The organism is Phenylobacterium haematophilum, assembly GCF_014196295.1.
Lineage (GTDB): Bacteria > Pseudomonadota > Alphaproteobacteria > Caulobacterales > Caulobacteraceae > Phenylobacterium > Phenylobacterium haematophilum.
Genome location: NZ_JACIDK010000001.1, coordinates 589,686 through 615,497, shown reverse-complemented (window position 1 = coordinate 615,497; position 25,812 = coordinate 589,686). Strand labels below are relative to the sequence as shown.

Genomic DNA, 25,812 nt, shown 5'->3' with positions numbered 1-25,812 from the left:
GGCTCCCGACACCGCCAAGCGACTGGAGCGGACGGACAGGCCCTACTCGACGTTCTGAACCTGCTCTCGGAACTGCTCGATCGTCGCCTTGAGTTCCAGCCCGACGGTCGTCAGCACGCCCAGCGCCGACTTCGAGCACAGGGTGTTGGCCTCGCGCATGAATTCCTGGGTCAGGAAGTCCAGCCGTCGTCCCTGCGGGCCCTCGGCGACGATGTGCGCGCGCGCCGCGTCAACGTGGGCGCGCAGCCGGTCCAGTTCCTCACGCACGTCGGCCTTCACGGCCATGGCGGCCGCCTCGATGACAATCTTGTCCTCGCCGGCTGCTTCGCCGACCAGTTCGGCCATCCGTCGTGCGAAGCGATTCTTGATCGCCACGGGCTGCCCTTCGGCTAGGCCCTGGGCATCGCCAACCAGGGCTTCGATCTTGTCGACAAGTCCAATCAGCACTGAGGTCAGCGCCAGGCCTTCTTCGCGACGCGAGGCGGCCAACGCCTCAAGCGCCGCGCCGATCGACAGCGCGATCGCCGCCTGCAGCGCCGCCTGGGCGTCCGGATCGCCGTCGCCCTCCGCCGCCTCGATAACCCCGCGCAGCGCCAACAGCCCGTCCAGGCTGGGCGGTCCAACCTTTCCGCCCAGGATCAACCCTTCGCCCATCGCCAAGTAGCGCGCCAGCACGTCTTCGTTGATCCGCACCTCGACGCCGCTGTCGGTGCGCTTTGCCTGGACGCCGACATTGACCTGACCACGGGCGAAGCGGGCCTGGGCGCCGTCGCGCGCGGCGCGCTCCAACTGGTCAAAGCCCGGCGGCCCACGAAACCGAACCTCGAGATTGCGCCCGTTCACCGAACGTGCCTCGACCGCCCAAGTCCAGTCGCCCGCCGCACCCTCGGCCCGGCCAAAGCCCGTCATCCCAGACAGCGGCATGAAAATCCTCGAAGCTGCACAATCCCCGGCAGTTTACACAGGCTACCGACCCCGAAGCTAACCGAAACGCGAGTGGCGCTTCCAATGTCCAGGGTCGACTCCCCACGCGCATCAGCGTCAAGTTGCGCTCCAAACTGGACGGAGGCGGCCATGGACATGGTCCGACGCATCGCGGGCGCTGCGGCGATCTACTTCTGTGCCTTGTTTACGGCGCTGGGCGTCGCACGGCTGGTCCGCGACGTGGTGGATCTCGTCGGAGTGGAGCCGGCGTTCGGGGTCATCGCCGGGGCGCTCATCGTCGCCTTCGCCCTGCTGCCCTGGGCCGGATTTGCGGTGCGCGCCTTCGGCATCACGCCCTCGATCCCACAGCGGCTAGCGGTCGGGGCTGGCGCGGTGCTGATGCTGTTCGTGCTGGCAGTTGTCGAACTCACCTTCTTCCGCCGTTTATTCACGGCGGAGTTGGCCCAGCCCAATGATCGCATTGCTGCCTGGACCACACTCGGCCTGCTGCTGTACGCTGCGATCCTTCCGGTGTTCCGCGCACGCCGCGACCCGCGCGACTAGCGCGGGCCGCATGCGCGCTCGTCCCTAGCGGCGGACGATCTCGACGCGCCGTGCGTCGACGTCAGGCGTTGCGGCAGGACCGTTCTCGACAGCAACAGGCGCCACCATCTCGATGCTGGAGGCCGGAACTCCGGACGCGACCAGCCGATCGCGAACCGCCTCCGCCCGTTGCTGCGCCAGGCGTTCGTTGAGCGCCAGGTTACCGGTGCGATCGGTGTAGCCGGTGATGCCGACCCGCAGGTTATCCTGCTTTATCGCAGCCGCAGCTTCTTCGATCAGCCGGCCGTCGTCAGGACCGATGGCCGCCGAGCCGAGGGCGAAATGCACATTGGCGGGCAGTCCGACGATCGCCGCTGGCGCGGGCGCCGGCGCAGGTGTGACTGGAACCGGCGCGACAGTCTCGGCCGGCGCAGTCCGGACCGGCGGGGCCACGGCTGGCGCTACAGGCCTCACCTCAGCGACAGGCGCGGTCGGCGCGGTCGCCTGGCGGCCCAGGAAGAACCACGCCAGCAACGCCAACGCCGCCACCCCCAGCAGCCATGGCAACCATGCGCCCATGCCTGAACGCCGGGCCGGCGCGGCGGCGGCGCTCCGCGCATAGACCGGCGCGGCCGGCGGAGGCCGATCCTCGCCCCGGTGGGCTCTATCGCCGAAGTCGGCCACGGTCGCCGAGGCGTCAGTCGCCGCACTCGCCACGGACGCGGCTCCAGCACCGACCCCGACAGCGCCGGCCGCCATCGACGCCTTGCCGATCCCGCCGGCGACATCCGTGCCGCCGAACACCGACAGTTTCCGGAAATGCTCGGCCAGCAGATAGTAGACGGTCACCCTGTTCTTGGTTCGATCCGCGCTCATCCGCTCGCCGACGCCTATGATCGCGTCATCCAGCTCGGCGTCGCTATGCGCCAGACCTAGCTTCTTCCTCAGGTAATTCTCGCGAATCCGACGCAGCTCCTCGGGCTCCGTGAAGGAAACCAGCGACGAGTCCCGGTTATGCAGGGCGATCCCGCAATACCGCACGATCGCATCGATAACCTTGGAATCGGCGTTGGGAACGTACTTCCTGACGTCGATGGCCCAGTCTTCCGCCATGGCCTGTCCTCCGATCCGTTTGACGGGCGTCGAACGGGCGCGCGAGGGGTCGCGTCCAGGATCGACCTCTCACCGATAGGGCCATGGCGAGATGCGGGCGCTAGGGCCGTTTGCGGAGTGGGCGGATGGATTTACCTTAGGAATCTGCGGCCTCGCTTGGCCGCTACTCGCAGCCGCGCCACGACCGACTAGCGGCCAGCCTGCTCCGCCGCCTTCTCTTGAAGGGCGCCGGCCTTTTCCTGAAGCGCGGCCGCAGCGCGCTGCTTTTCCACGACCCGCCACTTGGCGACGTTCTTTAGGTGGTCGTCGTAAGTCACCGCGAAGACGTGCCCGCCGCTGCCGTCGGCGACAAAGAACAGATTGTCGCTAGCGGGCGGATCGAGCACGGCCGCCAGGGCCGCGCGGCCTGGATTGGCGATCGGCGTCGGCGGAAGGCCGTCGATCTGATAGGTGTTGTAGGGGTTTGGCTGCGCCATTTCCGAAGCGCGCAGCCCGCGGCCCAGCGGCTTGCCGCCATTAAGCCCGTAGATGATCGTCGGATCGCTCTCCAGCCGCATGCCCTTGCGCAGCCGGTTCACGAAGACCGCCGCGACCTCCGGCCGTTCGCTCGCGATCCCGGTTTCCTTCTCGACGATAGACGCCAGCGTCACCGCCTCCTCGGGCGTCTTGATCGGCAGGCCCGGCTGACGTTTCTCCCACAGCAGGGCGAGCAATTCGTCCCGGGCGTCCATCATGCGCTTCAGCACCGCTGAGCGGTCCTCCCCGCGCTCGTACTGGTAGGTCTCGGGCAGGATCGAGCCTTCGGGCGGGGCGGCCACGACGCCGCTCAGATCGGGGCGCGCCATCAGCGCGGCGACCGCTGCCTCCGACGTCATGCCCTCGGGGATGGTCACCTGGTGGATGACGATCTTGCCGTCGCGGATGTCGCGCAGGATCGAAGCCAGCGAGGCGCGGCTCTTGAATTCGTACTCGCCGGCTTTCAGCGACTTGGCCGCGCCGGTGAACTGGGCGGCGGCGGCGAACAGCGCCTTGGAGCGGATCGCTCCGGACCGCTCCAGAGTCGAGGCGATCTCGGTCAGGCCGGCCCCCTTTCGCAGCATGACCACGCGGGTCTCGCCGCCGTCAGTGGCCGGCCCTGGACCTTGGTAGGACCACAGGGCCCAGGCCAGTACCAGCGCGGCGACGACGCCCAGCGTCGCCGCCGCGCTGCCCAGGATGATCCTGAACTTGCGCGCAGGCGTCAAAGCGCCCGACGGCTTGCGCCGCCCGCGGGCGGCCGACTTGCGCGGCTTGCGGCTCACGAGACCTTCTTGAACACCACGGACGCGTTGGTGCCGCCGAAGCCGAAGCTGTTGGACAGCGCGATGTCGATCTTCATCGGCTTGGCCTTGTTGGCGACCAGGTCGATCTCGGTCTCAACCGACGGATTATCGAGGTTGATGGTCGGCGGCGCGATCTGGTCGCGGATCGCCAGCACCGTGAACGCGGACTCGATGGCGCCCGCGGCGCCGAGCAGGTGCCCGGTGGCCGACTTGGTCGACGACATGGTCAAGTCCTTGGCCGCGTCGCCGAGCAGGCGGGTGACCGCGCCCAGTTCGATCTCGTCGCCGAGCGGCGTCGAGGTGCCGTGCGCATTGATGTAGTCGATGTCGGCCGGGGTGATGCCCGCGTCCTTGATCGCCGCGCGCATGGCGCGGAAGCCGCCGTCGCCGTCCTCGGCCGGGGCGGTGATGTGATAGGCGTCGCCCGCCAGGCCGTAGCCGGCCACTTCGGCGTAGATCTTCGCGCCGCGGGCCTTGGCGTGTTCGTACTCTTCCAGCACCAACACGCCGGCGCCCTCGCCCATGACGAAGCCGTCGCGGTCCTTGTCGTAAGGCCGGCTGGCCTTTTCCGGCGCGTCGTTGAAGCCGGTCGACATGGCGCGGCAGGCGATGAAGCCCGCGACACCCACAGGGCAGATCGAGGCCTCGGCGCCGCCGGCGACCATCACGTCGGCGTCGCCGTACTTGATCAGTCGGGCCGCGTCGCCGATCGCGTGCGCGCCAGTGGCGCAGGCGGTGACGACGGAGTGGTTCGGGCCCTTAAAGCCATGCCGGATCGAGACCTGGCCCGAGGCCAGGTTGATCAGGGCCGAGGGAATGAAGAACGGGCTGACGCGGCGCGGGCCCTTCTCGTGCAGCTCGACGCTGGTCTTTTCGATCGTCGCCAGTCCGCCGATGCCCGAGCCGATGATGACGCCGGTGCGTTCCTTGTCGTCTTCGGATTCCGGAACCCAGCCCGAATCCTTCACCGCTTCGTCGGCCGCCGCGATCGCGTAGAGGATGAAGTCGTCGACCCGACGCTGATCCTTGGGCGCCAGCGTGTCGTCCGGATTGAACGAACCGGGGACGCCTTCGCCGCCGCCGCCGCGACCATCGACCCGCGGCACTTCGCAGGCGATCTGGCAGGCATAGTCGGTGGGATCGAAGGTGGTGATGCGGCCCGCCCCGGACTTGCCCTCCAGGATGGCTTTCCAGGTGATGTCGGTTCCTTGACCGAGCGGGGTCAGCAAACCGATGCCGGTGACGACGACACGACGCATTAGCGGGCCTCCAAACGCAGACCGCCGCGAACTCCGAAGAGCTTCGCGGCGGTCAAATATTCAATGAATTCCGTGGACTCGCCTTAGGCGCCCAGGCGCTCACCGATGAACTTCACCGCATCGCCGACGGTCTGGATGTGCTCAGCGGCGTCATCCGGGATCTCGATGTCGAACTCTTCTTCGAAGGCCATGACCAGCTCGACGTTGTCGAGGCTGTCGGCGCCCAGGTCATCGATGAAGCTCGCCTTTTCGGTGACCTTCTCGGGGTCGGCGTCCAGATGTTCGATGACGATCTTACGCACGCGCTCGAGGATGTCGGACATTCGCTTAAGTCCCTTGTGTTTCGCTAAATCCATCCGCGACGGCCGACGGGATGTCAACCGTTGCGGACATACGGGTAGAGACCTTCGCCTCGCCGGTTCGCGCGGCGACGTAGCATGTTCGCCACGGCCACGCCAGCGGGCTCAGATCATGGCCATGCCGCCGTTCACATGCAGGGTTTGACCCGTCATGTAGGCGGCTTCGTCGCTGGCCAGATAGACGCAGGCGGCGGCCACTTCCAAGCCCGAACCCAGCCGTCCGGCCGGGATCGTGCCCATGATCTGGGCCTTCTGCTGTTCGTTCAGGGCATCGGTCATCGGGCTTTCGATGAAGCCCGGCGCCACGCAATTCACTGTGATCCCGCGGGAGGCGACCTCCTGGGCCAGCGCCTTGGAGAATCCGATCATGCCGGCCTTGGAGGCGGCGTAGTTCGATTGCCCCGGATTGCCCATCACCCCGACGACCGAGGTGATGCCGATGATTCGGCCATGGCGCCGCTTCATCATGCCGCGCATCGCCGAGCGGCTGAGCCGGAAGTAGCTCTCCAGGTTGACCTTCAGGACGGCGTCCCAGTCCTCGTCCTTCATCCGCATCAGCAGGCCGTCGCGGGTGATTCCGGCATTGGCGACCAGGATGTCGACCCCGGCGCCGGCGGCCTCTTCGGCGCGCGACAGCAGGCTGTCGACCGATTCCGGATCCGAGAGGTTGGCCGGCACAGCGAAGGTGCGTCCGCCGAGTTGCTGGGCGAGGTCCTGCAGCACGGCCTCACGCGTGCCGGACAGCACCACGGTCGCGCCGGCGGCGTGCAGGGCCTTGGCGATCTCGCCGCCGATGCCGCCGGTCGCGCCGGTGACCAGGGCGGTCTTTCCCGTCAGGTCAAACATCTCAGAGTCCCTTCGCGAAGGCTTCAAGGTCGGCGGGCGTGTTCAGCGGCGTCGCCTCGGCGTCGGGCGCGATGCGCTTGGCCATGCCCGACAGCACCTTGCCGGCGCCGGCCTCGGCGAAGCGGGTCACCCCGCCCTCGCCGGCCAGCCAGATCATGCTTTCGCGCCAACGCACCCGGCCGGTGACTTGCTCCACCAGCAGGCGGCGGATCTCTTCCGGATCCAGGGTCGGGCGCGCGGTGACGTTGGCGACGACCGGCGCACGGGGCGCGATGATCGTCGCGCTAGCCAGGGCCTGGGCCATCTCGTCGGCGGCCGGCTGCATTAGCGGACAGTGGAACGGCGCCGAGACGTTCAAAGGGATGGCCCGCGCGCCCAATTCCTTGGCCTTTTCAATGGCCACGTCGACCGCGGCCTTGTCGCCCGAAATCACCACGTTGCCGTTGTTGTTGTCGTTGGCGACGACGCAGACGCCGACCTTGGCGCCGGCTTCGGCGGCGGCTTCGGCCAGCGCCACGTCGGTCTTCGGGCCGATCAGCGAGGCCATTGCGCCGGCGCCGACGGGCACAGCGCGCTGCATCGCTTGCCCGCGGAGCTTCAGCAGCCGGGCCGTGTCAGCCAGGCTGATCGCGCCCGCAGACGCCAGGGCCGAATATTCGCCGAGCGAGTGACCGGCCACAAAGGCGGCCTTGTCGATGCCGACCCCGAATTCCTTCTCCAGGGTCCGGGTCACCGCCACCGAGACAGCCATCAGCGCCGGCTGGGCGTTCTCGGTCAGGGTCAGATCCCCTTCCGGGCCCTCGCGCATCAGCGCGAACAGCTTCTGGCCCAGGGCGTCGTCGACTTCCTGGAAGACCTCACGAGCCGAGGCGAAGGCCTCGGCGAGGTCCGCGCCCATCCCGACAGCTTGGCTGCCCTGGCCAGGAAAAATGAAGGCGAGGCTCATGGCGCGTCTCCCACGCACTTACGATTCCGAGCCGGGAGGGTTAGGGGATAAGCCAAGCCCCGGCAAGGCGGCGATCGATAACGGGAGGACGTCATGCGCGCGGTGATCCGCCGGAACAAGCAGTTGGTCTGCGACGAGATCGCCGACCTGAAGCCCGATCAGGGCCAGGTGCTGGTGCGCACCCTTGCCTGCGGAATCTGCGGCTCCGACCTGCACGCGCTGCACCACATGGAGCACATGATCGACCTGACGAGCCGCGCCAATGGCGGCATGACCAACGGCTTCGATCCCACCGCCGACACCGTGTTCGGTCACGAGTTCTGCGCCGAGATTCTTGAGCACGGCCCCGGTACGACCGGCGCGCTCAAGGCAGGCACGCGGGTAGTGTCGATTCCCGCCACGCTCACCCCGGTCGGCGGCGTCGAGATGCTTGGCTTCTCGAACAAGCTGCCTGGCGGCTTTTCCGAGCGCATGATCCTCTCCGAGGCGCTGCTGCTGCCCGTTCCCAACGGCCTGCCAACCGACAAGGCCGCGCTGACCGAGCCGTTCGCGGTCGGCGCCCACGCCGTCGCCAAGGCGCGGCTCGATCCGAACAGCGTCGCCCTCGTCGTCGGCTGCGGCCCTGTCGGCCTAGCGGTGATCGCCGGGCTCAAGGCGCGCGGCCACGGCCCCGTCATCGCCGCCGACTTCTCGCCCCGTCGCCGCGCCGCCGCCGAAATGCTGGGCGCCGACGTGGTCATCGACCCGGCGGTCGAGAGCCCGCACGCCCGCTGGGAAGGCTTCGGCGTCCCCACCGCGCGCGCCGCCCAGAACATGGTCCGCATGATGGGCGGCAGCTTCGGTCGTCCCGTGGTGTTCGAATGCGTCGGTTCGCCCGGCGTGCTGCAGAGCCTCATCGAGGCCTCGCCCGCCGGATCGCAGATCGTCGTCGCAGGCGTCTGCATGGAAACCGACCGGATCGAGCCGGCGATCGCGATCACCAAGGAGATCGAACTGACCTTCGTGTTCGGCTACTCGCCCGAGGAGTTCGCCGCCACCTTGCACGACATCGCCGAGGGCCGCATCGACGTCAGCAATGTGGTCACCGGCACGGTGGGGCTCGACGGCGTCGCCCAAGCGTTCAAGGACCTCGGCGATCCCGAGGCGCACGTGAAGATCCTCGTCCAGCCCTAGAGCTTCATGGGGCTGGCGTAGCCCGTCAGCTCCAGATAGCCGCGCCCGCCTTCGCTGCGCACCGCCCCCTCCCAATAGACGGGGCCGCCCGAGGCGCGGCTGTCCAGCTCCTGGTCGTCGAACAGCGGCTTGAGGGTCCAGTTCCGCTCGCCGCCGGGCGTCTGGACGGCCACCGTCCGCTCGATGGGATAGACCGCGCCCGTCCGCGGCGAGCGCCAGCTGCGCTGCGCCGTAAAGCGCACCTGCGACGGAGAGAACCGGACCGTCCGGCCGTCCGGGCCGCGAAGCGAACCGCCCGCCCACAACGGCTTGCCGCTCGCGTCGCGGACCTGGAAGGCCATCAGCGCCCCGCCGTCGTCGAGATTGAGCCCGACCCAGTCCCAGCCGACCGCCGCCGGATCGAGCAGAGTCGACGACCATTCTCGGTCCAGCCAAGCCGTCCCTGTGACCTTCACGGCCTTGCCGCCCCGACGCACCGTCCCGGCGACCTTCAGCTGCGGCAGGCTGTAGTAGTAGCTGGCCTGGGTCGCCAGCGGGCCCTTGCGGCTGAAACCACCCTCGCCTTGCAACAGCACCGGCTGGGTTGGCGTGAAGGCGAGGTCCAGGTCGAAGCCCTCTCCGGCGACCTTGGTGGTGAAGTGTCCGTCGGCTTCACGTCGCAGCCGCCAATCGTCGATGACGAGATCGGCGTCGCCAACGGCCGCCTCCGCCAAGCCGAAACCAGCTCGGGCGATCCGCTGTCCGTGAATCAGTTTCCCGACCGATGGATCCGAGATCGCCGCGTGCGCGAACAGGATCTGGCGCGGGGAGAAGGCGCTGGGGTTGGCCGTCGCGACCGGCGGGCGCGAGCGAAAGAAGGTCACCTGAAAGCCGAGGTCCTTGCCATCGGCGGTCTTCAGCCAGCCGGTCACGTACCACCACTCGGTCCGGAAGCTGGGATGGGCGCCATGATCGGACGGGAAGCGCAGGGCCACCCCTGGCCTCACGACCGCATAGCCGGGCGCCTGGGCGCGTGCGGGGACGACCAAGGCGGCGAACAGCGCCAGCAGCGCCAGGATCACGCGGCGCATCACCAGTCCTCCCGTACGGCGCGCACCGCGTCCGCCGATACCGCCTGACGTCCGGCCAGCAACGCCGTGCCGGCGGCCGAGGCCACCAACGCCACGCCGACGCCGCCCAGCAGAACCCAGGGAAGCTTGGTCTCCATCGTCCAGTGGAACGACTGGGGGTTCACCACGTGAATCAGAACCTGGCTCATGATCAGCCCCAGTCCGATCCCGGCCAGGCCGCCTACCATGCCCAGCAAGGCGCCCTCGGTCGCCAGCATCGCTACGATCTGTCCACGCGTCACGCCCAGGTGTCGCAGCATCCCGAACTCCTTGGTCCGCGCCAAGGTCTGGGCCGAGATCGTCGCCGCCACGCCGGCCAGCCCGACGACAATGGCGATCGCTTCCAGGCCATAAGTCACCGCGAAGCTGCGATCGAACAGCCGCAGCGCCATGTCGCGCAGCGCCCGCGGCTCAGCCACAGTGACCCGCCCCGCCAGCCGCTCCGGCACGTTGGATTGCAGAGCGAGGGCGACCGCTTTGCGGTCGGCGCCCGGCTTCAGGGTCACCGACGCCTCGCTGCGCGTGCGGTCGCCGGTGATGGCGGTGTAGTCACGGCTCTCCAGTGTCACAGCCCCATGCTGCCGCGCGTAGTCGCGCCAGACGCCGGTGACGAAGAACCCGTTAGGCGGTGCGCCGCCGATCGGCAGGCTGATGCGCTGCCCCACCTTCCAGCCATAGATCCAGGCGGCCGGCTCCGACACCAAGATCGGGATCGTGCCGGCCGGCGCCTCCGCGGTTCGCCCGATCATCGGCGGCGCGCCGGCGTCCAGCCCGCCCTCCGGTCGCGCGACCAGGGCCAAGGGCGGAGCGTCGGCGCTCATCCGCAGGGTCGTCGTCCGCATGAACGCGATCCGCGCAACGCCAGGCGTCGCGGCCAGCCTGCCCTGTTCTTCGGGGTCGAAGCCTCCGCCGCTCTCCGCCGCTTCGATCCGCAAATAGAGGTCCGCCGGCAGGACCTGGGCCAGCCAATCCTCGACCGAGCCCCGGAAGCTGGAAACCATCACCGCCATCGCCACCATCAGGCTGGTGCTGGCGACGACGCCGCATAGGGCCACGGCGGCTTGCGAAGGCGCGCCCCACAGCCGCTTGACCGCCAGGTCCGGAGCGGCGCCGACGAACGAACGGGCCTTGAGCCCCGCCAGCAACACCCGCGCCAGTCGCGGCATTGCGGCCACGCCGCCTGCCAGCAGCAGGGCCATCGAGGCGTAGCCGAGCAGCGGGACGCCTCCGATCGGCGGCGCAAAAGCCGCCGCCGCGCCGAAGGCCAGCAGCACAGCCGCGGGCCAGATCGGGGGCGTCGCTCGCGGATCGATGGCGTCGCCGGCGTTCTTCAGCGCCACGGCCGGCGGGGCGCGAGCGGCCTCGCGCGCCGGTGCGAGGCTCCCGACGACGGCTGTCGCCAGGCCGAGCGCCAGGAAAAGCAGAGCCGGGCCCGGGGTCAGAACGAGCTGCGGCTTCGTCTCGCTGAAATAGCCCCCGCCGAGGTCGCCGCCGAGCAGAGTCAACGCCACGTCTGCGAGCGCGAAACCCAGGCCGATGCCAACGACACCGCCCGCCAGACCGACGCCGACGCCTTCCGCCATCACCTGTGAAAGCAGCGCGCGCCTGCGAACGCCCAACACCCGCAGAAGCGCGAACTGTGGTCGGCGGCGGGCCACCGACAGCGACTGCGCCGAGTAGACGAGGAAGCCGCCGGTTAGCAGCGCCATAAGCGCCAGCATGTCGAGGTTGACCCTGTAGGCCCGGCTGAGGCTGTCGCTGCGCCGCGCCTCGCTCTCCTGGCTGACAAGTTGCGCGTCATTCGGCAGCGCCGCGCGCAGTTCATCGGCCACGCGGGCGACGTCGGCCCCCTCAGCGAGCTTGAGATCCAGCCGTTGCAGCCGGCCGAGCGTGCCAAGCCGCCATTGCGCCGCGGCGATGTCGAGCACGGCCAGCCGGCGCTCGTCGCCGACTCCCGGCAGCACGCCGGCGATCCGGAACACTTCTCGCCGCCCGCCGGCGCTCAATTCGATCTGTTGGCCGACCGCCCGCCCCTCGAGCGCCGCGGGAGAGAGGAAGACGGCGTTCTCGTCAAACGCCGCCTCCATGGTCGGGCCCCTCGCCTCGTCGCCCTCGGCCGCCAGCGGGCGGCCGATCAGGCTGGGGGTCACGTAGGCCGCGCGAAGGACGTCGAGACCCAGGACCGTGAGCGTCTCCCCCGGCCGGTCTGTCACTGCCTCAAGTTCCACGACCGGGCTGACCGCGGCGACGCCCTCGGTCCGCGCAACTCGGGGATAAAGCGCCTCGGCGAACCCAAGCGTCGTCGTCGAGCGCACCTGAAGTTCGGCCTCGCCGTTCACCGCGCTGACGGCCTTGGAAAACTCGCTGAGCGCCGAGGCGTTGACGAGGTGCACGGCCAGGCCGAGCGCCACGCCGACCGCGATCGCCGCGGCGGCGGTGATCACCCGCATCGGATGGGCCCGCCATTCGCCGAAGATCATCCAACGGGCCGCCAGGCCCCGCTGCTCAGGCGCGCGGGCGTTCGACAAGGCCGTCCCGTCCCAGGATGAGCGTGCGGTCTGCGGCGGCGGCCGCGACCTCCGAGTGTGTGACGAGGACCACGGCGGCGCCGGAGCGCCGGACCTCTTCGGCGAACACCTGCAAGACGCGGTTCGCCGTCTCCGGATCGAGATTGCCGGTCGGCTCATCCGCCAGCAGCAACGCCGGCTGGTGAATCAAGGCGCTGGCGATCGCCACGCGCTGCATTTCTCCGCCGGAAAGCTGACGCGGAAAGTCGCCGCCACGTCCAGGAATACCGACGGCGGCGAGCATCTGCTCCGCGCGTTCCAGCGCCGGCTCGCCCCGCCGGCCCTGCAGCGCCAGCGGCAGGGCGACGTTCTGGCCAAGCGTCAGGTGCGGCAGGATGTGGAAGGCCTGGAAGACAAAGCCGACGCGATCCCGGCGCAGCAGCGTGCGGGCGTCGTCATCGAGACCGGCAAGGTCCACGCCGTTGATGACGATGGTCCCGGCGTCGGCCTGATCGAGGCCGGCGATCAAGTTCAGCAGGGTCGACTTGCCGACCCCGGATTCGCCCATGATCGCCACGAACTCACCAGCGGCCAACCGGAGGTTCAGGCCCTTGAACAGAACCCGTCCGCCGGGAACCGACTTGGCGAGGTTCGAAATCTGCAGAACGGGCGCGGTCATCGGCGTCATCCTAGCCTGAACCGCGCCCTTCTGAGCTAGGATGGTTTGGGCGGAGGCGGCGCCAGCCTGCGCTGGGCCAGAGCCGTGCAGGAAGCCACCCCGATCGGGCCGCTTTCGTCGTAGACGCGGGCGTCGCCCACGGCCACGCCGTCGTCGGCGCCGTGATAGACGCTCTCGAAGCCGACCCACTCGGTGTCCGGCAGCTTGTGCAGATAGAGCGTCACGTCCGAGTTGATGTAGCCGAGGCCCTGGTCGCCGACGTGGGTCAGCGGGCTGACGAAGTCGCAGGCCACCGCCACGCGCGGGAACGGGGTCAGCGGCTCGCCCTCGACGATGTCGCGCACTTCGCTCATCCAGGTCCGGCGCTGCTCGGCCGTGGCGAGCCCGCCGCTGATCGGACGAGAGGCCCACATGCCGCCCATGCCGCCGCGGTTCTCCGGTTCGGGAATGTCCAGAGGCGCCGGGACATTCCACGTCCCCGGCTTCCAGACATTGCCTTCCGAGTTCTCAGTGCGCTTCAGGAACTGGCAGGTGGCGCGGGCCATGCTGACGCCGCCGGAAATGAACTCGGCGTCGATGACACGAATCCGGCCGCTTTCGCGCACCACCTTGGTGGTGACCTCGATCGGATCGAAGCCCGGCAGCTTGTACATGTCCACGGTCAGGCGAGCGGGAATGAAGTCCGCATCGCCGTGCTTCTGCTCGAGCACGAAGCCGAGAAGACCGATGATGACCCGTCCATGGAGCGAGTTGGGATTCCAGGGACCGCGGCCAGCGGGGGTTGGGACGTAATATTGACCGTCCCGTTTGAAAAAGGGTTCGTTCGTCATGGCGCGGGACCATGACGGATTCCCATGGCCCAGCCTAGTTTTGGGCGACATTGGAAGGCCTTTCCCCGCGTGGCGGCGAGGCGACGCATTTCATTTCGTCGCGCCGCGTTTGCTCGCCGCAACCCGGCTGCCCTAAGCTCGACCTTGGCAAGATCACTCCGAGAGGCAGTTCCCAGATGCGTTTCCCGTTCCTTGGAAAATTGGCGGCCGGCGCCATGTTGAGCGGCATGACCACGCTTCCCGCCGCCGCCCTGCCCGATCCGAACGATCCTTACGTCTATATGGAGGAGATCGAGGGCGCCCGCGCCATGGCCTTCGCCAAAGCCGAGAACGAACGCTCGCTGCCGCAACTGCAGAACGATCCACGCTACGCCAAGCTCTATGACGACGCCTTGGCCATCGCCACGGCCAAGGACCGGATCACCGTCGTCGGATTCGCCGGCGATGGGACGCTGCGGAACTTCTGGCAGGACGCCGAGCACGTCCGCGGTCTGCTGCGCTCCACCACCCTGGACAGCTACCGAACCGGCAAACCCCAGTGGCGCAACATTCTAGATGTCGACGCCCTGGCGAAGGCCGAGGGCAAAAACTGGGTCTACAAGGGTTCGACCTGCCTGCCGCCGGACGACCGGCTGTGCCTGATCTCGCTGTCCGACGGGGGCAAGGACGCCGTCGAGGTCCGCGAATTCGACATCCAGACCGGTCAGTTCATCAAAGGCGGCTTCCTGCTGCCCGAGGGCAAACATCGCGTCGACTGGGTCGACGCAGACACCTTGGCCGTCGCCACCGAATGGACCAAAGGCGAGGTCACGACCTCCGGCTACCCCTATGTGATCAAGCTGTTGAAACGCGGCCAGGCGCTGGCCGACGCCAGCGAAGTGTTCCGCGGCAAGGCCGACGACGGCGGTTACGGCGTCAGCCCGATCGCTCTGCGCGACGCCGACGGCAAGCTGCAGGCGCTGATCGCCCACCGTCCGCTGGATACCTTCAACGCCGAGCATCACCTGATCACCGAGGCCGGCGCAAAGAGGCTGCCGCTGCCGCTCCGCTCGTCGATCCAGGGCCTGCTTGACGGCCAGGTGCTGCTCACGCTGGAAGAGGACTGGACCGCTCAGTCCGGCAAGTCCGGCGACCTGATGGCGCTAAATCTCGCCGAACTGAAGTCGGAGGCCGACGAGCCCAAGGCCGCGCTCGTCCTGCGCCCGACCGACAGCCAGTCCGTCGAGCAGGTGGCGACCACCCGCAATCGGCTGGTCATGGCGCTGTACGACAACGTCAAGGGCGGTGTGCTCAGCTTCCGCCACGACGACAAGGGCTGGACGTCCACCAAGCTCGACCTGCCGGCGGACATCTCGGTCAGCATCGCGTCAGCTTCGGATCACGACGATCGGCTGATCCTCCAGGTCGCCGGCTTCCTGACGCCGTCGACGCAACTGCTCGCCGACGCCGCCAGCGGCGCGCGCGAAACCTTGCGGACCATGCCCGCGCGCTTCGACGCCTCACAACAGGTCGTGGAGCAACACTGGGCCATCTCGAAGGACGGCGCCAAGGTGCCGTACTTCCTGGTCCGCTCGAAGGACATGAAGTTGGACGGCTCGACGCCGACCCTGCTCTACGCCTACGGCGGTTTCCAGGTCTCGCAGACGCCTGGCTACGCCGCGACGGTCGGCAAGCTGTGGCTGGAACGCGGCGGCGCCTATGCCGTCGCCAACATCCGCGGCGGCGGCGAGTTCGGCCCGCGCTGGCACGAGGCCGGCCTGAAGCTGAACCGCCAGCGAGTCTATGACGATTTCTTCGCCGTCTCCGAAGACCTGATCGCCCGCAAGATCACCAGCCCGGCCAAGCTCGGCATTATGGGCGGCTCAAACGGCGGCCTGTTGATGGGCGTGGCCCTGACCCAGCGGCCCGAACTCTACAACGCTGTGGTCATCCAGGTGCCGCTGTTCGACATGATCGGCTACACGCACATCGGCGCCGGCGCCTCGTGGGTCGGCGAATACGGCGACCCGGCCGTTCCGGAGGAGCGCAAGGTGATCGACACCTACTCGCCCTACCAGAAGCTGGCCAAGGGCCAGCCCTATCCGCGTGTCTTCCTGGAAACCTCGACCAAGGACGACCGCGTGCATCCGGCCCACGCGCGCAAGGCCGCTGCCCGGCTCAAGGAGCTCGGCTACGACTACCTCTATTACGAGAACATCGACGGCGGTCACGCCGCCGCCGCCAACCTCAACGAGACCGCCAAGCGGCAGGCGCTCGAATACACTTATCTCAGCCAACAGCTGATGGACTGAAGGCCGGCCCCGGGCGGGCCTCCACCCCCCGGGCGTTCACCTCTTCGCCGCATTCGGAACAAGTCATCACCGGCTGGAAGTCGCAGCCGCAGGCCTTGTGCCGCCGCAGGATCGGCGGACCGCGACCGTCGTCGTAGTGCCGATCGCCCCAGCTGACGATCGCCAGGATCACTGGGTAGAGTTCCAGGCCCTTCTCGGTCAGACGGTACTCGTGCCGCACCGGACGGTCCTGATAGGCGACCTTGGCCAACACCCCCTCATCGGTCAGCACCTTCAGCCGGTCGGCGATGATGGTGCGTGAAATGCCCAGGCGTTCCTGAAACGCCTCGAACCGCCGCACGCCGAGGAAGCAGTCACGCAGGATCAGCAGCGTCCAGCGATCGCCGATCACGGCCACCGAACGCGCCAAAGAGCACGGCTCGCGGCTGAGTTCGTCCCATTTCATCGCCGGCTCCATCCGCCATTGACCAAGTCCAGATTCGATACCATGGTCCGTCCAGAAAATAAACTTGAAGGGGACGAGCCATGGCCGCCTGTCTTGTGGTCGGCGCCGGCGATGGCGTCGGCGGAGCGATAGCACGCGCCTTCGCGGCGGAGGGATTGGAGGTCTGCATCACGCGCAGGGCCCGAAATCTCGAGCAGCTTGAAGAGCTGGCCCAGTCGATACGCGACGGCGGCGGTAAGGCCCGCGCCTACGGCGTCGACGCCCGCTCAGAGGACGAGATGATCGCCCTCGTCGACAAGATCGAGGCCGAGGTAGGACCGCTGGAAGTCGTGGTCTTCAACATCGGCGCTAACGTCCGCTTCAGCCTGACCGAGACCACGAGCCGCGTGTTCCATAAGGTCTGGGAAATGGCCTGCTTCGCCGGCTTCCTGACGGTTCGTGAAGCGGCTCGGGTGATGACGCCGCGCAGGCGCGGCACGATCCTGGTCACCGGAGCCTCGGCCTCGCTACGCGGCCGCCAGGGTTTCTCGGCCTTCTCGTCGGCCAAGCATGGTCTGCGAGCCGTAGCGCAGGCGGCGGCCCGCGAGCTCGGACCGCAAGGCGTCCACGTCGCCCACGTGGTGGTGGACGGCGCCATCGACGGGGTCTTCTCCCGCTCGAACATCCCCGACATTGAGGCCCGGCTACAGGGCGACAGCATCCTCAAGCCCGAGGAGATCGCCCGCAACTACGTCTGGCTGCACAAACAACAACGCTCGGCCTGGACGCATGAACTCGATGTGCGCCCTTGGACCGAGTCCTGGTGAGGAACGCCCCATGACCAAGACCGTCGAGTTCATCTTCGATTTCGGCAGCCCCAACGCCTACTTGGCCTACGGGGTGTTGAAAGACATAGCCGCCCGCACCGGCGCGGAGGTCGTACTCACGCCGTGCCTACTGGGCGGCCTGTTCAAGATCACCGGCAATCAGGCTCCGATGACCGCATTCGGCGGAATCCAGGGCAAGCTGGCCTACGAGGCGCTGGAGACGAAACGTTTCGTCGCAAAGCACAAGCTCGACCGCTATCAGTTCAACCCGCATTTCCCTGTCAACACGCTGCTGATCATGCGCGGGCTGGTCGCCGCGCGGCGGCTAGGCGTCGAGCAGGCCTATCTAGACGCCGTTATGGCCGGCATGTGGGAACGCGGCCTGAAGATGGACGACCCGCAGGTGGTCGCGGCCGCCCTGACCGAAGCCGGCCTCGACGCCGAGGCGATCCTCGCGGCCACCCAGGAGCCCGAGGTCAAGGCCGAACTGCTGGCCAACACCGAGCGCGCCGCCGCACGCGGCGCCTTCGGAATTCCCACCTTCTTCGTCGGCGACGAGATGTTCTTCGGCAAGGAGCGCCTGGGTCAGGTCGAGGAGGAACTGGCGGCCTAGCGCCGCCGGCTCGATCCGGTCTAACTCTCGCTCCTGTGGACTTGGAGCGGACTATGGACGTGGATTCGACCGGTGGAGCGGTGACGGGCGCGATGATGGCGGCCGCCGTCGAAAAGCCGACCGGCAAGGCCGGGGATCACAGCCATAACTGCGACGACTGCGGCGCAGAGGTCAGCGGCCGGTACTGCTCGAACTGCGGCCAGCCGACCCACACGCACCGCACCCTGCTGCATCTGGGCGAAGAGATTCTGCACGGAGTGATGCACTTCGACAGCCGGATCTGGCGCACCCTGCCGCTGCTGGCGGCTAACCCGGGCCGGCTGACCCGTGAATGGGTGCTGGGCAAGCGAACGCGCTACGTCTCGCCGCTGGCCATGTACCTGTTCACTGTCTTCGTGATGTTCATGATCCTCAGCTTCCTGCCGGTGAACACCCAGATCCAGGCAGCGGAGACCGCCGTGCGCGACGCCGCCAGCGGCCCGGCTTCCACGGGCACGAGTTACATGATGGCCACCAACGAGTTGGTGCAGGCCGAGACCGCACTGGATAACGCCCTCAAGGACGACGCCCCAGCCTCAGTCGCAAGGCGCGCCGAGCTACAGGCGCGGCTCGCCCGTGCTCAGGAGGCGGAGAAGGCCGCCGATGCGGCGATGTCGGAATCACCCACGGCCCCCAACGTCGCGGTCATGGGCGTCAACCTGGCTGACACCCTGCGCACCGCAGCCGCCAACGGAGACCTTAAGGTCAACACCGGCGACAAGGCTCTAGACAAGAAGCTTATGAAAAAACTGCAGAACCCGGAGCTCACGCTCTACAAGCTGCAGCAGACCTTCTACAAGTTCTCTTTCCTTCTCATTCCGATCTCGATCCCCTTCGTGGCCCTGCTGTTCCTGTGGAAGCGCGGCTTTACGCTCTACGACCACGGGGTCTTCGTTCTCTACTCGCTGACCTTCATGGCGATGCTGATCATGCTGACCGCGGGGCTCATGCGGTTCGGCGGCGCGATCGCAGCCGTCTCTCTGCTCGCCGCAACCGCCATTGCACCTGTGCACATGTTCGCCCAGGTGAAGGGCGCCTACGGCCTGTCGACCTTCTCGGCGCTCTGGCGCACCGGCATGCTGCTACTGTTCTGCAGCCTGGCGTTGGCGCTATTCCTGGCGGCGGTCGTGATGCTCGGCGTCGCTGGCTAGCGCTAGAAGAACTCAGCGAGGTTGCGGCGGACCCGTTCCAGGACGGGTTCGTCGGTCTCGTCGATCACGAACGTCTGGCCGGTAATGGTCTCGAAGGCCTGTATGTAGACCGCCGCCGTATCAACCAGCATCTGCGCCGGGATCTCCGGGATCGGGTCCTTGTACGGGTCGCAGCGCTCGGCGACCCACGCGCGGACGAAGTCCTTGTCGAAGCTGTCGGGACGCTGCCCGGCGGCGAAGCGCTGCGGATAGCTCTCAGCGAACCAGTAACGGCTGGAGTCGGGCGTATGGATTTCGTCGGCCAGGATGATCTGACCGTCGGCGTCGACGCCGAACTCGTACTTGGTGTCGACCAGGATCAGCCCGCGCTCGGCGGCGATCTGCTGCCCGCGCGCGAACAGCGCCAGGGCGTATTTCGACAGCGTCTCCCACTGTTCGGCGGTCAGCAGTCCCTGCTCTACGATCTGCGCCGGCGTCAGCGGCTCGTCGTGGCCGCCATCGAACGCCTTTGAGGTCGGGGTGATGATCGGGTGCGGCAGCTTCTGATTGTCGGCCATGCCGTCCGGCAGACGGTGGCCGTACATCTCCCGCTCGCCCTTCTTGTAGAGCGTCAGAATCGAAGTGCCGGTCGTGCCCGCCAGATAGTCGCGCACGACGATCTCGACCGGCAGGATGTCCAGCCGGCGGCCGACGACGACGTTGGGATCAGGATAGGCCAGCACATGGTTGGGGCAGATGTCTGCGGTCTTCTCGAACCAGAACCGCGCGGTCTGGGTCAGCACCTGACCCTTGAACGGTATCGCCGCCAGGATGCGGTCGAAAGCGCTGATCCGGTCGCTGGCGATGATGATCCGCCGGCCGTCCGGCAGATCGTAATTGTCCCGCACCTTGCCGTAGTACGGGTTCGGCAGCTCGGGAATGATCGCGTCGCGCAGAACGCGGTGAGCGTTGCGAGCCAGGGCCGTCTTGTCCATGGGGGTATCCGCGCCGGAGACTTGAAGCGGCTCTCTAGCCTATTGCGCGCCCGGAACGCTACTGGCCCGCGCCCATCGTCTGCATGATCCGGGCGATCGCCGGCAGCATCAGGACGCCGATCAGGCACGGGAAGATGAACAGGATCAGCGGCACCGTCAGCTTGACCGGCAGCGCCAGCGCCTTTTCCTCGGCCCGCAGCATGCGCTTGGCGCGCATGTCCAGCGAGAACACCGACAGAGTCTCACCCAGGCTGGTGCCCATCTCCTCGGCCTGGCGCAGCATGGTGGCCAGGGCACGGGCATCGTCGATCCCAAGCCGGTCGGCGAACGAGGACCAGGCGTCCTTGCGCGCCTTGCCGGCCCTCAGCTCCAGGGTCAGCATCCGCAGGTGGATCGTCAGGCGCGGATAACGCCTCACCAGCTCGTCGGCGACCCGCGAGACCGCCGCGTCCAGGCTGAGCCCGGCCTCGACCGAGGCCACGAGCAGATCCAGCAGATCGGGAAAGCCGTCGGCGTACTCCAGCTCGCGACTCTTCTGGCGGACCTTCAGCACCTGGTCGGGACCGAGCAGCGCGATCCCAGCAAACACGCACGCCACCGCCACCGCGGCCACGCCGCCGCCCTTCAGGGCGAACGGCAGCACGGTGATCACGGCCAGGGTCGCTGCGGCGAGCGCCGCCGCCCTCGCGCCGAGATAGTATATCGCCGCATCGCGGCTGAAGAACCCGGCACGGGTCAGCCGCATCCGCAACTCAGAGATCTGCGAAGGATCGCGGATCGCCGCCTGTTGCCCCAGCCTCCGCAAACCGTCGGCCAGCCGGCCCACCAGCTGCGCCTGTCCCAGCGATTGGACACCCGCCGTCGAGATCGCGCCCCCCGGGGATTGGAAGCGGGCGCGGCGCTGCGACCGAAGCCGCATCTCGCCGGCCAGCACAGCGGCGCCGCCGATCACGGCGACGGCCAGCAGGCCGAACGCCGCCAAGGTCATCAGATTCTGAATCTGCGCGACGTCCATGGTCAGATCCGCATGTCGATCATCTTACGCATCACGAGGTTGCCGATGACCATCCAGGCGCCGATTACGATCAGCCCGATGCGCACCATCGGCAGGTGCATGACGTCGCCATAGAACTCCGGGGACAGCAGGATGATCGCGCCCGCCGCCAGGAACGGCGCGGCGGTCAGGATCAAAGCCGAGGCGCGGCCCTCGGCGGTCGCCGCCTTGATCTTCAGGCGCATGCGAAGCCGGTCGCGAACCGTGGCGGCGTTGAGCTTAAGCAGGCCTGTCAGGTTTCCGCCGGCCTTTTCCTGCAACCGGACGGTCGCGGCGAAAAGGTCGACGTCGGGATGCTGGCAACGCACCGACATACGGTTGACCGCCTGTTCCATCGTTGCGCCATAGGCGATCTCGTCGGCGGCCATGCCGAACTCCGAGCCGATCGGATCGGGCATTTCACGCCCGACCAGGGCCACGGCTGTCGGCACAGGGTGTCCGGCTTCCAGGCTGCGGACGATGATCTCCAGCGCCTGCGGCAGCTGCTGACCCAGCGCGACCGCCCGGCGGCCGGCCTTGACCTTCAGAAACGCGATCGGACCGAAAACGCCAAATAGAACCGCGCCGAGCGGGATCGCCAGCAGTTGCCGGGTGCAGGCGAACGCGAGAATCGCGCCCGTCAGCGCCAGTCCCACGGCGATGACGAGCCAGCGCCGCCCGTCATAGGGCACGCCGGAGCGGACGATCAGCTCGCTCAGCCACATCCAGCCGCCGCGCGCGTCGCCGGCGGCGTTGAGTCCGCGCTGCTTGCGCAGTTCGATCACCAGTTCTGCGATCGTGCCGCCGGTCCGTTCGGCGACCAACAGTCGGCGATTGACCTGCTGCTTGACCTTGGCGGTCCTCAGCAGGCCGACCGCCGCCTGAACTGCGGCGAACACCGCGGCGAACACCAGCACCAGATAGACCGACGTCGCGTCGAACGACATCAGCCGAGCACCCGGTTGGGATCGAAATAGGCGGTGTCGTAGGCGATCCCCCGACGCATCATCTCGTCCAGGCATCGCGGCCGCAGCCCCGAGGCCCTGAACTCTCCGTGCACCACGCCGTCGGCGGTCGTGTGGCTGCGGTGGAAGGCGAAGATCTCCTGCATCTGGACCACCTGGCCCTCCATGCCGACGATCTCGCTGACGCTCATCATCTTCCGCTTGCCGTCCGACATCCGCATGATCTGGATGATCATCCCGACCGCCGAAGCGATCTGGCCGCGAACAGCTTCAGGCGACAGCTTCATCCCTGACATCGCCACCATCTGCTCAAGGCGGGTGATCGCGTCGCGCGGCGTATTCGCATGGATCGTCGCCATCGAGCCTTCGTGGCCCGTGTTCATGGCCTGCAGCATGTCGAAGGCCTCTTCGCCCCGGACTTCGCCCAGGATCACCCGGTCGGGACGCATCCGCAGGGCGTTCTTGACCAGTTCTCGCTGGCGGATTTCGCCCTTGCCCTCGATGTTGGGCGGCCGGGTCTCCATGCGCACGACATGAGGCTGTTGCAGCTGCAGTTCGGCCGCGTCCTCGATGGTGATCAGGCGTTCCTTGTGGCTGATCGCCGACGACAGGGCGTTGAGCAGGGTCGTCTTGCCCGAGCCTGTCCCGCCCGAGATCACAGTCGAGACCCGGGCCTTGATCGCCCCGTGCAGGAACTCGGCGACACAGGCCGGCATCGCGCCGACCTCGACCAACTTCTCCAGGGTGTACGGCTTCTTGGAGAACTTCCGGATAGAGACGCAGGCCCCGTCGATGGCGATCGGGGCAATGGCGGCGTTCACGCGGCTGCCGTCCGGCAAACGGGCGTCGACCATCGGCTGGCTCTCGTCGATGCGACGGCCTACCCCGGCGACGATGCGATTGACGATCCGCAACAGGTGATCGTTGTCGCGGAACCGGACCGGCGTCGGCTCCAGCTCCCCTCGCCGCTCGACATAGACTTGGAACGGGCCGTTGATCAGGATGTCGTTGATGCTGTCGTCCTTGAGCAGCGGCTCGATCGGCCCCAGCCCCACCATCTCATCGTGGACCGAGGCGCCCAGTTCCTCCAACTCGGTCGTATTGAGCACCAGCCGTTCAGCGCGGGCGAAGTCGGCCACCAGAGCCATGACCTGCCGACGCAGTTCCGCCTCCGACAAGCTCTCCAACTTGGACAGGTCCAGTTCGTCGATCAGGCGGGCGTGCAGCTTGAGCTTGATGTCCAGCAGGTGGTCGGTGGCCGCCGGAGCGGGCGGCGGCGCGGCCTCGATCTGCCGTGTTTCCCGGACGGGCGGCTCGGGCCGCGGCGCAAGCGTGAAGCGGGCCATCAGGCGGCCCTCCTCGGACGCCAACCGCTGCGGCGGGACGCTGGCGTCTGAACGCCCAGCAGCCGGTCGACGACCGCCGAAACGTCGCGAACGATCTTCGACTTTGGGCGGTGCTGGCAGATCGGCCCGCCCAGGTTGACCGAGGCTGCGGCCGCTTCCCAGTCCGAACTGATCCCCGCCTCGGCTTTGCGTTCGAGCGCCCGTTCGGCCTCCGCGACCGAAGGTGCAGGTCCGAACATCCGGCTGGCCAGACGATTGAGCACGATGCGAGTGCGTACCCCGACCGGCAGGCCGGCCTCGATCTCTCCGGCCAGCGCCCGCGCCGCCAGGAGGGCGGGGACAGTCAGTTCCGAGACCACGAAGACTTCGTCTGACCCGGCCAGAACTTCGAGCGTCCAGGGCCGTCGATGCCGCGGCATGTCGATGATCACGAATTCATAGGCCTCGCAGGCGATCTCCAGGATCCGCAGCACGGCTTCCTTGGAAATCTGTTCGAAGGCGAGCGGATCGCGTGGGCAGGCCATCAAGTCTAGGCCCTTGGCGATGGGCGTCGTGAAGGCGGCCAGCAGCGCGGCGTCCATGCGCTCGGCCGCGGGTCCGAACTCGGCCAATCCCATGGCCGCGGTCGCGCCCAGATAGGCGGCCGCGGCCCCGTCGGCGAGATGCAGGTCGATCAGGCACACTGCATGGTCGCGGTTGGCGCGCGCCGCCAGCAGCGCCGCAAACTCTATCGCCAAGGTCGTCGCCCCGGCCCCGCCGACCGCGCCCACGACCGACCAGCAGCGCGAAGTGCTGTCGCTCGACGCCGGGGCCTGCGCGCCGGCTGCGTCGAGCAACCCGAAGACCGCCTCGCGCACCTGATCGTCGTTGAAGGGGGGCTCCAGTACGTCCGACTGGGGCAGACGCATCGCCGCGCGCACCAGACCGGCCGGCAGCTTCTCGCCGACCAGCAGCACCGGCGGCGCCTGGCCGGAGGCGGCCATCGCCTCCAGCGCGGCGGTCAGCGCCTGAGGCTCCAGGCTGTCGACGTCGACCAGCGCCAGGTCCACCGCCGTGCTGCGGGCCTCGGCCAACCGCTCAAGTCCGGCCGTCTCCAACGCTGCGCCGAACAGCGGACCGCGGGCCAGCGGCGCCAGGCTCGGCCCGACCGCCAGCACGCGTCGGCCTAGAAGGCTCCAATGGGTCATGACAGCGACCTCGAACTCACGCGTTTACTGTCCAGCCGGGCCGGCGCCGACCGGCGCCGACAGCGGCTTGTCCAGCGACATGCCCATCAGGATCAGGTCGATTGGATTGGTTTCACGGCCAGCCATGATCCGCGTGTCGCCGGTCAGATCGTTGGCGGTGGCGAGGCGCGGCGTAATGATAATGACCAGTTCGGTTTCGTGACGCTTCCAACGGGCCGAGCGGAACAGCGCGCCGATCACCGGCACCTGCCCGATCCCCGGCAACTGTCGGACGGCGTTGCTGTAGTCCTGCTGGAAAAGTCCCGCGACCGCGAAGCTCTCGCCGGACTTCAGCTCCACCGTCGTCGCCGCGCGCCGCACCGTCAGCGACGGCACTTCCATGCCGTTCAGACGCAGGTTGGCGCTGTTGTCGAGGGCGCTGACCTCGGGCGCGACCAGCAGCCGGATCAGCCCGTTGTCCTGGACGACCGGCTCGAAGTCGAGCTTCACCCCGAACTGGCGGAACTCGATCGTCACCGTGTCGCGGCCGTTCGGCACCGGGAATGGAAACTCGCCGCCGGCCAGGAAGCTCGCCTTCTGGCCCGACAGCGCGACCAGGTTCGGGCGGGCCAGGGTGCGGACCACGCCCTTTTCCTCCAACGCCTGCAGCATCAGATCGATGTCCACCGAGCCGATCGAGCCCCGGACCTGCAGCGCGCCCTGCGGCGTGCTGGGGCCGATCAGGCCCGAACCGCTGGCCAGCGCGAAGTTGATCCCGTCGGTGGCGGTGATGTTGAATCCGACGTCCTTCAGGTCCGAACGCCCGGCCTCCAGCACTCGGACTTCCAGGATCACCTGCTGCGAGGCGCGGACGGTCAGGGCGCTGGTGACGTTTTCCGGGGCGAACTTGTCGGCGAGCGTTTTGGCCTTGGCGGCGACGGCGGTCGTCGAGACCTCGCCGGTCAGCAGTAGGCCCTCGCCCAGGTTCCGAACCTTGATGACCTCGCCGGGGATGGCGGCCGCCAAATCGGCCTGCAGCGCCTCGGCGTCATAGCCGACGCGCACGTCGACGACCTCCTGCAGCGCGCCGCCCTGGCCGTAGATCAACAGGTTCGTGGCGCCCAACGCCTTGCCGCGCACATAGAAGCTGCGATCCGTGGTGGCCACGATCTGCGCGGTGTCGGGTTGAGCGACCACGATCTTTGAGGCCGGACCATCCAGCCGAAACGAAAGCGACTTGTTCTTCGGCACGTTGATCGTGCGACTGCGCACGGCTTCACTGACGAAGGTCTCGGCCTGGGCCGGCAGGCAGCCAAGCCCCAATAGACAGGTCAGGACGGCCAGGATCACACGCGACATCGGATGGACGCTCT

Annotated in this window: 24 protein-coding genes; 6 read left to right on the top strand and 18 right to left on the bottom strand. The window is 67.8% G+C overall.

Annotated features, from left to right (window positions below):
• Nucleotides 1-42: 42 nt before the first annotated feature.
• Nucleotides 43-924, bottom strand: coding sequence for a YicC/YloC family endoribonuclease (locus GGQ61_RS03090; RefSeq protein ID WP_183769838.1), 882 nt, complete (start codon nucleotides 922-924; stop codon nucleotides 43-45).
• Between the two features lie 150 nt (nucleotides 925-1,074).
• Between GGQ61_RS03090 and GGQ61_RS03085 the strand changes: the two genes are divergently transcribed.
• Nucleotides 1,075-1,488, top strand: a complete 414-nt coding sequence (locus tag GGQ61_RS03085) for a hypothetical protein (RefSeq protein WP_183769837.1) — start codon at nucleotides 1,075-1,077, stop codon at nucleotides 1,486-1,488.
• A 24-nt stretch (nucleotides 1,489-1,512) separates the two neighbouring features.
• Here the strand turns inward: GGQ61_RS03085 and GGQ61_RS03080 are convergent, their stop codons facing one another.
• From GGQ61_RS03080 to fabD, 6 genes are all read right to left on the bottom strand, one after another.
• Nucleotides 1,513-2,580, bottom strand: coding sequence for a DUF2853 family protein (locus GGQ61_RS03080; RefSeq protein WP_183769836.1), 1,068 nt, complete (start codon nucleotides 2,578-2,580; stop codon nucleotides 1,513-1,515).
• Between the two features lie 188 nt (nucleotides 2,581-2,768).
• Nucleotides 2,769-3,881, bottom strand: coding sequence for an endolytic transglycosylase MltG (gene mltG / locus GGQ61_RS03075; RefSeq protein ID WP_183769835.1), 1,113 nt, complete (start codon nucleotides 3,879-3,881; stop codon nucleotides 2,769-2,771).
• Nucleotides 3,878-5,161, bottom strand: a complete 1,284-nt coding sequence (gene fabF / locus GGQ61_RS03070) for a beta-ketoacyl-ACP synthase II (RefSeq protein ID WP_183769834.1) — start codon at nucleotides 5,159-5,161, stop codon at nucleotides 3,878-3,880. Before fabF ends, mltG begins: the two co-directional genes overlap by 4 nt.
• A gap of 83 nt (nucleotides 5,162-5,244) precedes the next feature.
• Entirely contained in the window at nucleotides 5,245-5,484 is a 240-nt protein-coding gene (locus GGQ61_RS03065; RefSeq protein ID WP_056019455.1) for an acyl carrier protein, read from the bottom strand.
• 141 nt (nucleotides 5,485-5,625) lie between these two features.
• The gene (gene fabG, locus GGQ61_RS03060; RefSeq protein WP_183769833.1) at nucleotides 5,626-6,366 is read right to left on the bottom strand and encodes a 3-oxoacyl-[acyl-carrier-protein] reductase; all 741 of its coding nucleotides are present in this window, start codon (nucleotides 6,364-6,366) and stop codon (nucleotides 5,626-5,628) included.
• A 1-nt stretch (nucleotide 6,367) separates the two neighbouring features.
• Nucleotides 6,368-7,312 (bottom strand): ACP S-malonyltransferase, encoded by a 945-nt coding sequence (fabD, locus tag GGQ61_RS03055; RefSeq protein ID WP_183769832.1) that lies wholly within the window; start codon nucleotides 7,310-7,312, stop codon nucleotides 6,368-6,370.
• A gap of 93 nt (nucleotides 7,313-7,405) precedes the next feature.
• Between fabD and GGQ61_RS03050 the strand changes: the two genes are divergently transcribed.
• Entirely contained in the window at nucleotides 7,406-8,485 is a 1,080-nt protein-coding gene (locus tag GGQ61_RS03050) for a zinc-binding dehydrogenase (protein ID WP_183769831.1), read from the top strand.
• On the opposite strand, the gene GGQ61_RS03045 is transcribed toward GGQ61_RS03050, so the two are convergent.
• Genes GGQ61_RS03045 through GGQ61_RS03030 form a run of 4 tightly spaced genes read right to left on the bottom strand, consistent with a single transcriptional unit; the run spans nucleotide 8,482 to nucleotide 13,610 of the window.
• A complete protein-coding gene (locus GGQ61_RS03045) occupies nucleotides 8,482-9,555 on the bottom strand; it encodes a lipocalin-like domain-containing protein (RefSeq protein ID WP_183769830.1) in 1,074 nt (357 codons plus the stop codon). The two genes, GGQ61_RS03050 and GGQ61_RS03045, sit on opposite strands and share 4 nt — an antisense overlap.
• Nucleotides 9,555-12,122 carry an FtsX-like permease family protein gene (locus GGQ61_RS03040; protein WP_221220814.1) on the bottom strand — a complete coding sequence of 856 codons (2,568 nt, stop codon included), beginning with the start codon at nucleotides 12,120-12,122 and terminating at the stop codon, nucleotides 9,555-9,557. Before GGQ61_RS03040 ends, GGQ61_RS03045 begins: the two co-directional genes overlap by 1 nt.
• Entirely contained in the window at nucleotides 12,100-12,780 is a 681-nt protein-coding gene (locus GGQ61_RS03035; protein ID WP_221220813.1) for an ABC transporter ATP-binding protein, read from the bottom strand. Before GGQ61_RS03035 ends, GGQ61_RS03040 begins: the two co-directional genes overlap by 23 nt.
• Nucleotides 12,781-12,815: 35 nt before the next feature.
• Complete coding sequence (locus GGQ61_RS03030) at nucleotides 12,816-13,610, bottom strand: thioesterase family protein (protein WP_183769828.1); 795 nt, start codon at nucleotides 13,608-13,610, stop codon at nucleotides 12,816-12,818.
• Between the two features lie 215 nt (nucleotides 13,611-13,825).
• Here GGQ61_RS03030 and GGQ61_RS03025 point away from each other — a divergent pair, with 215 nt between their 5' ends.
• The gene (locus GGQ61_RS03025; protein WP_425500968.1) at nucleotides 13,826-15,901 is read left to right on the top strand and encodes a prolyl oligopeptidase family serine peptidase; all 2,076 of its coding nucleotides are present in this window, start codon (nucleotides 13,826-13,828) and stop codon (nucleotides 15,899-15,901) included.
• Here the strand turns inward: GGQ61_RS03025 and GGQ61_RS03020 are convergent.
• On the bottom strand, nucleotides 15,879-16,346 hold the full coding sequence (locus GGQ61_RS03020) for a winged helix-turn-helix transcriptional regulator (protein ID WP_183769826.1): 468 nt from the start codon (nucleotides 16,344-16,346) through the stop codon (nucleotides 15,879-15,881). The genes GGQ61_RS03025 and GGQ61_RS03020 overlap by 23 nt on opposite strands.
• A gap of 80 nt (nucleotides 16,347-16,426) precedes the next feature.
• On the opposite strand from GGQ61_RS03020, the gene GGQ61_RS03015 reads away from it, so the two are divergent.
• From GGQ61_RS03015 to GGQ61_RS03005, 3 genes are read left to right on the top strand one after another with little or no spacing between them, the layout of a single operon-like run.
• Nucleotides 16,427-17,152: an SDR family NAD(P)-dependent oxidoreductase gene (locus tag GGQ61_RS03015; protein WP_183769825.1), complete on the top strand. Its 726-nt coding sequence runs from the start codon at nucleotides 16,427-16,429 to the stop codon at nucleotides 17,150-17,152.
• 10 nt (nucleotides 17,153-17,162) lie between these two features.
• Nucleotides 17,163-17,765: a 2-hydroxychromene-2-carboxylate isomerase gene (locus GGQ61_RS03010; RefSeq protein WP_183769824.1), complete on the top strand. Its 603-nt coding sequence runs from the start codon at nucleotides 17,163-17,165 to the stop codon at nucleotides 17,763-17,765.
• A 53-nt stretch (nucleotides 17,766-17,818) separates the two neighbouring features.
• Nucleotides 17,819-18,955 carry a DUF3667 domain-containing protein gene (locus GGQ61_RS03005; RefSeq protein WP_183769823.1) on the top strand — a complete coding sequence of 379 codons (1,137 nt, stop codon included), beginning with the start codon at nucleotides 17,819-17,821 and terminating at the stop codon, nucleotides 18,953-18,955.
• A gap of 2 nt (nucleotides 18,956-18,957) precedes the next feature.
• Here the strand turns inward: GGQ61_RS03005 and GGQ61_RS03000 are convergent, their stop codons facing one another.
• Genes GGQ61_RS03000 through GGQ61_RS02975 form a run of 6 tightly spaced genes read right to left on the bottom strand, consistent with a single transcriptional unit; the run spans nucleotide 18,958 to nucleotide 25,798 of the window.
• Nucleotides 18,958-19,929: a phosphoribosylaminoimidazolesuccinocarboxamide synthase gene (locus GGQ61_RS03000; protein ID WP_183769822.1), complete on the bottom strand. Its 972-nt coding sequence runs from the start codon at nucleotides 19,927-19,929 to the stop codon at nucleotides 18,958-18,960.
• Nucleotides 19,930-19,987: 58 nt separating this feature from the next.
• Nucleotides 19,988-20,944 carry a type II secretion system F family protein gene (locus GGQ61_RS02995; protein WP_246370429.1) on the bottom strand — a complete coding sequence of 319 codons (957 nt, stop codon included), beginning with the start codon at nucleotides 20,942-20,944 and terminating at the stop codon, nucleotides 19,988-19,990.
• Between the two features lie 2 nt (nucleotides 20,945-20,946).
• Nucleotides 20,947-21,909 (bottom strand): type II secretion system F family protein, encoded by a 963-nt coding sequence (locus GGQ61_RS02990; RefSeq protein ID WP_183769821.1) that lies wholly within the window; start codon nucleotides 21,907-21,909, stop codon nucleotides 20,947-20,949.
• The gene (locus tag GGQ61_RS02985) at nucleotides 21,909-23,273 is read right to left on the bottom strand and encodes a TadA family conjugal transfer-associated ATPase (RefSeq protein WP_183769820.1); all 1,365 of its coding nucleotides are present in this window, start codon (nucleotides 23,271-23,273) and stop codon (nucleotides 21,909-21,911) included. The genes GGQ61_RS02990 and GGQ61_RS02985 overlap by 1 nt, the downstream gene beginning before the upstream one ends.
• Nucleotides 23,273-24,460, bottom strand: a complete 1,188-nt coding sequence (locus GGQ61_RS02980) for a CpaE/TadZ family protein (RefSeq protein ID WP_183769819.1) — start codon at nucleotides 24,458-24,460, stop codon at nucleotides 23,273-23,275. The genes GGQ61_RS02985 and GGQ61_RS02980 overlap by 1 nt, the downstream gene beginning before the upstream one ends.
• Before the next feature lie 24 nt (nucleotides 24,461-24,484).
• Complete coding sequence (locus GGQ61_RS02975; protein WP_183769818.1) at nucleotides 24,485-25,798, bottom strand: type II and III secretion system protein family protein; 1,314 nt, start codon at nucleotides 25,796-25,798, stop codon at nucleotides 24,485-24,487.
• Between the last annotated feature and the right edge of the window lie 14 nt (nucleotides 25,799-25,812).